This is a genomic window from Edaphobacter aggregans DSM 19364, from assembly GCF_000745965.1.
Taxonomy (GTDB): Bacteria; Acidobacteriota; Terriglobia; order Terriglobales; family Acidobacteriaceae; genus Edaphobacter; species Edaphobacter aggregans.
The window spans coordinates 1-9,281 of sequence record NZ_JQKI01000181.1; the positions used below are offsets into that span (position 1 = coordinate 1).

The 9,281-nt window shown below is 56.6% G+C and carries 8 protein-coding genes and 1 pseudogene; 3 read left to right on the forward strand and 6 right to left on the reverse strand.

Features of this window, described 5'->3' with window-relative positions; all coding sequences use genetic code 11:
* A partial coding sequence (locus Q363_RS47040; protein ID WP_425387797.1) for a DUF5372 family protein occupies positions 1 to 382 on the reverse strand: 382 nt, incomplete at its 3' end.
* Here Q363_RS47040 and Q363_RS28455 point away from each other — a divergent pair.
* Positions 286 to 537, forward strand: coding sequence for an IS66 family transposase (locus tag Q363_RS28455; RefSeq protein ID WP_035357430.1), 252 nt, complete (start codon positions 286 to 288; stop codon positions 535 to 537). The genes Q363_RS47040 and Q363_RS28455 overlap by 97 nt on opposite strands.
* A gap of 146 nt (positions 538 to 683) precedes the next feature.
* Here Q363_RS28455 and Q363_RS28460 read toward each other — a convergent pair whose 3' ends face one another.
* The 3 genes from Q363_RS28460 to Q363_RS28470 form a co-directional block, all read right to left on the reverse strand.
* On the reverse strand, positions 684 to 1,838 hold the full coding sequence (locus Q363_RS28460) for an SUMF1/EgtB/PvdO family nonheme iron enzyme (RefSeq protein WP_281176097.1): 1,155 nt from the start codon (positions 1,836 to 1,838) through the stop codon (positions 684 to 686).
* The gene (locus Q363_RS36995) at positions 1,729 to 3,537 is read right to left on the reverse strand and encodes a bifunctional serine/threonine-protein kinase/formylglycine-generating enzyme family protein (protein WP_051979466.1); all 1,809 of its coding nucleotides are present in this window, start codon (positions 3,535 to 3,537) and stop codon (positions 1,729 to 1,731) included. Before Q363_RS36995 ends, Q363_RS28460 begins: the two co-directional genes overlap by 110 nt.
* Before the next feature lie 501 nt (positions 3,538 to 4,038).
* Positions 4,039 to 6,042, reverse strand: a complete 2,004-nt coding sequence (locus Q363_RS28470) for an ArnT family glycosyltransferase (RefSeq protein WP_035357443.1) — start codon at positions 6,040 to 6,042, stop codon at positions 4,039 to 4,041.
* Between the two features lie 323 nt (positions 6,043 to 6,365).
* Here Q363_RS28470 and Q363_RS44925 point away from each other — a divergent pair, with 323 nt between their 5' ends.
* Positions 6,366 to 6,503 (forward strand): response regulator, encoded by a 138-nt coding sequence (locus tag Q363_RS44925; RefSeq protein ID WP_245632533.1) that lies wholly within the window; start codon positions 6,366 to 6,368, stop codon positions 6,501 to 6,503.
* A gap of 128 nt (positions 6,504 to 6,631) precedes the next feature.
* Here Q363_RS44925 and Q363_RS28480 read toward each other — a convergent pair whose 3' ends face one another.
* Together Q363_RS28480 and Q363_RS28485 are read right to left on the reverse strand one after the other, a co-directional pair.
* Positions 6,632 to 7,486, reverse strand: coding sequence for a hypothetical protein (locus Q363_RS28480; RefSeq protein WP_157467763.1), 855 nt, complete (start codon positions 7,484 to 7,486; stop codon positions 6,632 to 6,634).
* A 738-nt stretch (positions 7,487 to 8,224) separates the two neighbouring features.
* Positions 8,225 to 8,950, reverse strand: a pseudogene (locus tag Q363_RS28485) (IS91 family transposase); the annotation flags it as partial.
* A 122-nt stretch (positions 8,951 to 9,072) separates the two neighbouring features.
* Between Q363_RS28485 and Q363_RS43310 the strand changes: the two are divergent.
* Positions 9,073 to 9,281, forward strand: a 209-nt coding sequence (locus Q363_RS43310; RefSeq protein WP_211256406.1) for a hypothetical protein, incomplete at its 3' end; no start/stop codon positions are given.

The window sequence follows — 9,281 nt, forward strand, 5'->3', positions numbered from 1 at the left end:
CCTTCTTGGCCGAATGACGATCTAGCCGTTCTCGAAGCTCCAGCAGATCGGCCAGGCGAAACGGCGCGCGGCCGGCCGACGCTTCCAGGAAGGCATCTGGAGGCAGCACGTCGGTCAAATTGGTCGCAAAAGAGCGCTGTGTTCCATTACCGTCGAAATAGAACACCCGATCCGCGCTCCAGTTTTTACGGCGCTCAAGGAGCTCATAGCGCGTCCCGCGCAACGGATGGAAAGGATGGGTTATAGTGAACCAGCCACTCTCATCCTTGGGATCAGCTGTAGTTGATGGTGCTCGACAACAACCTTGCGGAGAACTCCATGCGCCCGGTGGCGATTGGCCGTCGCAACTGGACCCACATCGGTCACGAGAAGGCCGGACCACGCGTCGCAGCAATCCTCTCCATCGTCGAAACCTGCCGCCGACTCAAGATCCCGGCCCGTGAGTACCTAGCCGTTGTCCTGCCAGGGCTCGCCAACTTATCCGTCCAGAGACTTCCAGAACTCACTCCCACCGCATGGGCCGCTAGCAATCTGTAACTGTCAATGTGGTTTTGCCTGACGGATACGGAACAACTGTGTACGGGTTCAGCCTGTCGAAATAATTCGCCGATGATCCATTGCTCGGTCCATAACCTAGTGGACCGGCCCGAGATATTGGTCCAGCCAGTTCAGCGTCTCCTTGGTCAGATCGTTGATGGGAATAAAATGACCGGAGTCCCGGAGCCAAGCCAGTGAAAGAACGGCTCTTGGGATGACTCCAACGGATAGAAGAAATCGTAGCGCCCATTCAGCATCAACACCGGCTGCTTCACGCGTGGCAAAAAGTTGATGGCATTCGCCTCAGCAAGCGACTCTTGGAAATCGAGTCCACCCAACGCGAAAATGCCTACCTTGATTCGAGGTTCCACAGCCGTTACAAAGGGTCCCATTACCGCGCCCCAGCTAAATCCGTAGAACGCTAGCTTGGCATGGTCCAGTTCAGGGCGCGTCTCAGCATAGTCGATCGCCCTCGAGGCGTCCTTCACCCACATGATGACGTGGTCCCGCCAGGTGCTGCTCATGTTTGCGATATCCGATTCCATACCATCGCCACGTTCAAAAGTGCTTTTGTATACGGGATAAAGCACGGCGCGGCCGCTCCTGAGAATCGCATCCAAAGGTACCACCGTGTCGAACGAGAACCTCCTTAAATCTAGGGCGTTCGATCCAGGAAAGATGATGACAGTCTGGAAGGGAGGCTTCCCCTTTTTGGGGAGGAAAAGGTAAGTGATGGCGCGCTCGTCACCGTACGATGCCTTGTAAGTGATCTTCTCTGCCTTCCAATCCTCTTCGTCCACGCCAAAAGGTTCCACCGTAGCACTGAGTGGCAACTTGTCATAGGAATACAGACCGCGGTAGGCTTTAAATACCTCATCGGAGGCGGGCTTCTCCTTGGTCAAGTTGCGCCTAGTTATGGTTATCGGATCCGTGACAACTTTAGGGATTGAGTTAGGCTCGATGTACTTAACGCAACGAAACCCAATATTCGAAGCACGCAGAAATGGCGATTGCGCGTCTGGATCGATAAACATATAGTTCGGCTCGTCCCAGGCTCCTCCGAGAGCGTAGCGCTTGCCGGAACCCGCTTCGTTCCATATCCATTCTTTTACATTTCCCGCCATGTCATAATTGCCCCACGGGCTCATGCCTTGCTTACTCCCTACGGGCAAGACGCCTGAGCTGCCAAAATTACTTACCGGCACCACGAACGAAGCCACAAACGGTCCCGCTGCCCGATTCCAGTGGTAGATCGTCGGTAAACTCTTTCCGGCAAAACTCCGCAAAAGCCGCGGCTTCATACCAGCTGATGCCGGTAACAGGGAACTCATCCTGTCCTCTCGGATATCTTCCCTGTATCCAATCTTTCGGCCCTGGCCGTCCGGCAGCATCCCGGAACAGTGCCATCGCCTCGTTCCAGGAGAGATGCTTTCCGCCTGTTTGGAAATCGAACTTCCAATACTCACGCTTTTGATAACCGCCGCTATCAAGAAAGGCCTTGTACTGGCGATTTGTCACCTCATATCGATCAAGCCAATAGTCTTTCAGTTCCACCTCCGGCAATCCTTCATAGCCGGGAATCAATAGCGTTTTGGAATACTTCACAGGAGAAACCCTCGCCATTCCGGGCGGAGCGTTCCCCACCTTGTCCAAAGTGACTTCTGCGTCCATGAATTCGGCCCTCCACGGAGCCAGGGTAGGTGTCGTCCGGAAAACAGTGTCAAAACCTTGTTTCTCGAACTTCCAGATAGACATGCCACGCGGCTGGCGGACATTCATCAGCGGAGTTCTTCCCACCAACTCCCACGACGCAGTCGAGTCGACGTAATCTTTGCGGTACACCTCCGCTCCGGGCGTCGTCGTCTTCAGCGTTACCGGGTATGAAATCTTCGGCCACAGTTTGGCCAATGCTGAATCGTGTGGGATCGATCGCTCAGCTCGAACGGCGAGTGAGTAGGCCTCACCAAACTTCAATGCGCCGGCCAGCCGCGAGATCTCCGGCACAGCCACCTCGCGTGCCCAGCGTGCGTCGCGATAGCGTTTCACCAGCCAGGTCGCTCCTGCCGCAAGAATGATCGCGGTCACCAGGAGTGGCACCCACAACCGGGGTCGCCGCGCTTCCCGGAAAATCCGTGCGGGGCTCAGAACTACACCCGACTCAGGGAACAGGACTTCACGACATATCTTGAGTTCGTGCGCGAGTTCGGCGCCGGAGGCGTACCGAGCAGCGGGGTCTTTCTCTAGGCAGCGGGTGACTACGCCATGCACTTCCGCCGGGATATCTCGCCGCACTTCATTGAGCGGCTTGGGTTCGTCCCGAATGACAGCGGCACTAGATTGACTCGGGAAAGCCCTCTTTCCGGACAACACTTCATAGAGCACCGCACCAAAAGAGAAGATGTCACTGCGCGCGTTTGTGGGCTTTCCTTCTGCTTGCTCTGGTGACATGTAGGCGATCGTGCCCACAACCAACCCAGGCATGGTCAGTAAAGTGCTAGCCTCGCTCAGAGCGGTCGCAGGTGCAGCAAGTTTCGCCAAGCCAAAGTCCAGGACTTTGACCAGCCCGCTCTCTTCGATCATGATGTTCGAGGGCTTCAGATCCCGGTGTACGACGCCTGCAGCATGTGCGCTGGACAGCGCCTCTGCAACCTGTAGGGCGTATTTTATGGAGAGATTCGCGGCCAGCCCACCTGGAGGAATCGATTTGTCCAAGGTTTGCCCGGCGATGTACTCCATCACCATGAAGTCGATGCCATCCTGCGAACCGATGTCATACACAACACAGATGTTGGGGTGTTGAAGCGCAGAGACGCACTTTGCTTCTCGCAGGAAGCGCTCATGCAGATCTGGGTCAGAGGATAGATGCGCGAGCAGGATCTTTATCGCCACCGTCCGCTGCAGCCTCGTATCCAGGGCACGATACACCTCGCCCATGCCGCCCACCCCGAGGAGGCATTGAATTTCGTAGTACCCTAACTTCGTGCCGGGTATAAGTGTCATCTAGGGCACACCTCACGAAACGGAAATTTCTGTACGTTTGCAGAGAGTCGATGTGATGTTATCAATTGTTTAGCCGGACAGCGACAACGAATTGCGCGCTGTCCAAGAGCGGCGCATTCTCTAATTAGATCTTGCTGATTACGAAAGGCTTAGGTGAACTGAATTCGCCCTAGCGTACGTTGCGTTCCGTTTCTTGAAGTGTCCCCAGTGTGGAAACGAAATCCACTCAGACGGCGAGCCAAAGAGCAGCGTCAGCAGCCCGGGTTCAGATCGAACTTACCTATAACCCCGTTTTCTAGGGAGCTACCCCCTGGTTAACAACCAGCTTCGTGCAGCCTCACTGCGGACGAGACGACTTGTCCCTATTGAGCCTGCCGCTTGTTGTCTATAACCCGGACGATGTTGAACGTTTGGAGTCGCCTCACGTTGAACAAATCAGACGTTCCAGCCGCCTCGGGAGAGGTTGCTGCGTGGGCGGGGTATGTGTGGGGCGAATCGAGATCAGGGGTGCAGAGCGGCCAGCTTCGTGTGCAGCGTCGCAATCCAGTCAGCTTTGGCGCTAGGTTCCATACGCAGTGCAATGGAGAGAGCTTTGTTGTATGCGGCTGCGCTTTCGTGGTCGCGGTGAAGCGCAGCGAGAGTGTCTCCCAGGACGATCTGCCCTTGCATGAGATCGGGGTTGATTGCAATGGCCTGCTCGGCTGCGTGAAGAGCCGCATCGAGCTGTTTGTCGGAGAGTGCCTTGGTAGCACGCGTGAAGTACCCAAACGCAGAGGACAGCGACGTATCGAAGGTGCCGCGATACACAAAGACGCCGTCGTCAATCGTGTCGACCGGTCGCACGTTCATGAAGGGCTGAAACGGACTAAGGATGACGGAGCCGAACTCGTACCCTGTCAGCGTACCGGCGCTCACCAGTATCGTGCCGGAGATCCTGGCCGGAACATCGACCTGCTGTTCGGTCCACATGCTGTTTGCCGTCGGCAGTTGACGACAGGGGATCCCATACGAGTGATAGTCGATGGAGGGTTGCACAAAGTAGCCAAACCAGCAGTCGTGGATCTGGTGCCGGTCGAGGTACTTCTTGACCGAGACGAGTTGCTGTCCCCAGTCCGTGTTGGAGTCGGTGAGGTATCGGTGCGTGTTCGCCGGTCCGCCGAACAATTCGTTGGAGTAGGCCAGATAATTCGGCGCACTTCGCGTTGCTGACAAAACATGCCAGCCGAGCAGCAGGAGTGTGGCGTAAATCCAGAGCCGCTTCTCCCGCCGGATGGAAACGACCGCGCCACCTATAAGTACGGCGAGAAACGGATACATGGGCAGGATATGGCGCGAACCTATATTGAGACCCGTATCGATCGCAACCAGGAGATAGACAAGGGGCGGCACGGCGAGATAGCTCAGCCGCTGCCACCCTGCGAGGTGCTTGGAAAAAACCGCATAGATGGCGAGCACCAGGAGCAGCATGAAGCCAAGGGTGGATTTGATAACGAAAGCGGCCGGGAAGTAGTATGGGACACCATGTGCATGAACCTGTCCGAAGATATAGGTTGGGAACGACTGCCCGGCTACAGACTGCACGCGGATGTCGACCATCCCGTACAAGTACGACTCGGGAAGGATATGCCATCGGGCAAGGAATCCATACACCTTGGGCTCGACCCCGTGCAGCGAGTTCATGTACGCGCTGAGGCTGGGCTGCATGCCTCCATCCGGGTGCGCGAGAAAGCGGAAATGGTAGGTAGCCCACAGGATGGGCAAACCCACGGCAATCGCCGCGCCAAACGCCGCCGCATAGAGGCGGAGGACCTGAGCCCGTTTCTCCTCCGCACGCGGGCGCACGAGTTCGAAAGCCAACAGGACGAGTGTGATGGGGAGCAGCAGAACAGCCGAGTGCTTAAGCGCCAGGGCCACGCCGGTTGCTGCCCCCACCACCGCGAGCCTGCCGATGGAGGGCCGCACGCGAAAACGGTACAGTGCGTAAACGGTGGCGAAGATCCCGAAGGTCACGGCCATGTCCGTGGTTACATAGGCACCGTGGGCAATGAGGTTGGGCTCGAAGACGACAAGTGCAAGACCGAAGAGGCCCGCAACGGGGCCGAAGATCTCAAGACCCGCGAAGTAGACCACAGTGGCCAGCGCAAGCGAAAAGATCGCCGCCATCATTCGCGTGCGGAAGATAATCTTGCTTGCGGTTTCGAGACCGCCGTTGTCATAGATCAGGCTGCGACCGTTGAAGTATGCTTCGGTTTTTGAAAACGTAGGGCTCTTCCGTGGAGGAGCGCTGAGATGCATGGCGAGCAACGGAAGGGTGGCAATCGCTTTGAGTAGGGGTGGATGCTCTGGATTGATGCCAAACTCCCCGGCAGCCCAGCTCTCGTAACCGGCGTAGATGTGATCGCCCTCGTCCCAGCTCGGGGACTGGCGGTGCACGGAGAATACCAGCTCGCCAAGGAACATCAATACGAGCAGGCAAGCGATGGCGTGCGCCCTGTGTCGTGGCATGAGGCTGGTGAAATATGCTTCGTTTGCTGTCCTGAAGTGGTGATTCTGAGAAGTCATGCCCGCCTTGCTTATCGTTTCGCTGCTGAACATTCTGATTCAATTACAAAACATTATCCCGGCATCGACGCCAAGTGCGCCAGTGAAACCTCATGTGCTTCACTGAGCACATTGGCTGATCCGGATGAGCCTCGAGAAACGCACTTCCGTTGACTAATGCTGAGTCCCGGCTGACCGGTCGAGTTGACGTTCCCGCAAAGTCACCTTTTCGGCAACTCGCGTCGGCCCTCGATCATCCCGAAAAGGCTATAGCTGCATCCGATGATTTGGCCCCGGATCTTCTTATCAGCGATGTCATGATGCCCGGCATGACCGGTATCGAGTTAGCAATTCATTTCCGGAAGACACAACCGGAGTGCAAGGTGCTCCTCTTCTCTGGACAAGCGACGACGCCGACCTGTTGAGCTCGGGAACAGGGCTACGACTTCGATTTACTCTCCAAACCGGTCCACCCGCGGATTTGCTGGCAAAGCTCCGAGTCTCTTGACAATATCGTTCTTACATCAATGCCGCCTTTGAAAAGCTCAAACCCTCAAGGAAATATGGAATATTCGCTTCCGGTAAAGACGATGTTGAGATTCCCGATTCCGGACTTTTCATGCTGAGCCAGAGTATGGTTGCCTACGGTTAAATCATAGTGCGTACCAAATAAAGTGCCTGTTCCCGGGGTGCTACAGGTAGCGTCGCCTACCAGATGCAGGCCCGTCAACACGATCGTTGGCCTGGTGGTTGCGTCACCAAGGACGTTTAGCTCCTGAGGAGTCAGAGTTCCACTAAATGTCTCGGATCCCGAAGAGCATTGTGAGTCATTTATCGGACCCGCGACAGGAAAGGACGTTCCTTGAAGGAAAGATCCAGGCGCGACTGCTACCCCGTTGATTGTCAGACCCTCCGTGTAATCGGCAACCCCACAGTTGATCTGAAGCGGAATGTGCGCATCCACGCTACACGCCAGCGTGACGTTGTTCTGGTTCCATGTGATGAGCCCTCCCAACAGACTTCCACCATTGCCGATATTGGTCGTGGTCTGTCCGCTATCCTGGACTCCCGATGGGATATTCACTGTAAGGTCAGTGACGTTTGCGAAGTTGTAGACTTCAACTCCGAAGATGCTTCGCGCTGCATTGTTTAAATTAGCTTCGTCGTTACCTGATGAGTCGATTGCGGTAGGAGCGAGAGGTGTAATCGTCGCGGACTGCTGCTGCGAGTCTGCCATGGTCTTCACGATCCACCCCCACATGGCGTTATCCGTCGTGGTGAACAAAACAATCGGAGGAACTGCTGCGGCGGCCACACGGCTAAAACCCAGTATTGCTCCCGTTATAGTCACCATCAGGATGGTCATATATGGTATGGCTGTAAGTCTCCCTTTACGCTTGCATTGCATGACTCCTCCAGGTTAGTTTGTGGGATGTCTTTGCAGGGTTCTTATTCCACGGCTATTAGTGCCGCCACTGCGAATCTGGGCTTCATACGTCCGATCACTTTTCACGGCGCGAGAAACAGTTGCGGACACCTGCAGCGAGCGCGGTAGCGACAATACATACAAAAAGGGAAGCTCAACTAAATTAGCCCCGCCCTTCTCGGCGAGAAAGGGGAAAAGATTCTCAATTTTTATTGGGTAGAACTACTCGGAGAAATCAGATTCGCTCCGTTGACGAGCGCGGCACTGAAGATTTCTTCAGCGGTGACGCAGGAAGTGGCGAGAAGATCCAGAATTCACCCTTCAAGAACTCTGCAGAATAGATCCGCGTCGGTGGAGACGCGCAAGCTCTGAACCACAATCTCCCTTAAAGTCTTAGGGCTGTATCTGGAGCGCCCGCGGCGGGCTGTTTGTCCAGCAAGAGGCACTTGGCGGGTGCTGCGGATACAGCGACTTGAAGGAAGCCGCTCTCCGGGGTGGGTCTATGTATTTTCTATCGGACTGCAGCGAGTTGTATGGATCGTAGGGCTGGTATTGCGTGTCGCGCGGGTCGGTCGAGGGCGTGGACGATGCGGATATGTGTGGTCTTGAGGCGGGCGCGAGGATGGTTGGGGTGGTCTTGTGGGCGCCACGGTCCCGATGGGACACAAAGGGGGTATGCATGCCGGAGCACGTAGATCGATCGAGGCTGGAGTTGCGGGCTCATGCGGCACATAAGTGGGTGAGGGGTGGAGAACGCAGCAGGAGTTGAGCTGCGGAGAACCGTTCGACAACGTGCATGGAGCCTCCGCAGACGGGACAGTTCCAGCGGGTGGACGAGCAAGGGTGATCTGCATCATGCGATGCGGTTCGAGCAGAGATATCGACTGAACTTGCGAGCAGCTGGAAGCAGAGTGGCAGCAGCGAGGCGCGTTGCCGGTTGGCGAGGAAGCCGAAGTTGCGGATACGCATGAAGCCGCGTGGCAGCAGGTGGAGCAGGAAGCGGCGCAGGAACTGATCCACCGGCAGGGTCAGGAGCCGCTGCTTGTTGGCGTGCGCGGAGTCTCGCCAGCGGAAGGTGACGTTGCCCTGCTCCATGGCGACCAGTCTACGGTTGGAGATGGCTACACGGTGGGTGTAGCCGCTGAGATAGCGCGGCGCGTGTTCCGGTCCTCCGAAGGGCGGCTTGGCATAGACGACCCAGTCGTGACGGAACAGCGATCGTAGCCATGCGGCGAAGAGGCGTGGCCCCGCAAGGGGTGCGAGGTCGCCGTAGAACGCGAGTCTGTCCTGGCGGAAGGCGGTCTTCAGCGCGGCGACGAACTTGCCGCGAAAGACTCGGCTGAGCACTTTCACCGGCAGGAAGAACGCATGACGAGACGGCATCCAGCGCGTGTGGTCGGCAGCGAGGCCACCGGCGGCGGCCACGCAGTGGACGTGGGGATGATGACACCCACGCCCACAATACCCTGAGCGCGGAAAACGCTCAGGTCCAGGTCTTCTATCCGTTCCATCCACTCTATGGTGTCACTGTTCAGATCCTCCGCAAGCCGAAGCGGGGAGATGGCGCGGTGTCGGTCATCGACCAAGCCGGGAAGCGGCTGAAGATTCCAGTATGGATGCTATCGCCTGATAGCAGCGAGGTAAAGATCAGCGAGCGGGTTTACCTCAGCAAGGAAGCTCTTCTCTCTCTGACTTCGTTGCTCAGGTTACGCGCTGATGAAGATCGCAACCACGATAACCTTCTGCCAACTGCTGTTGACGGATCCAAGGGAGGTCA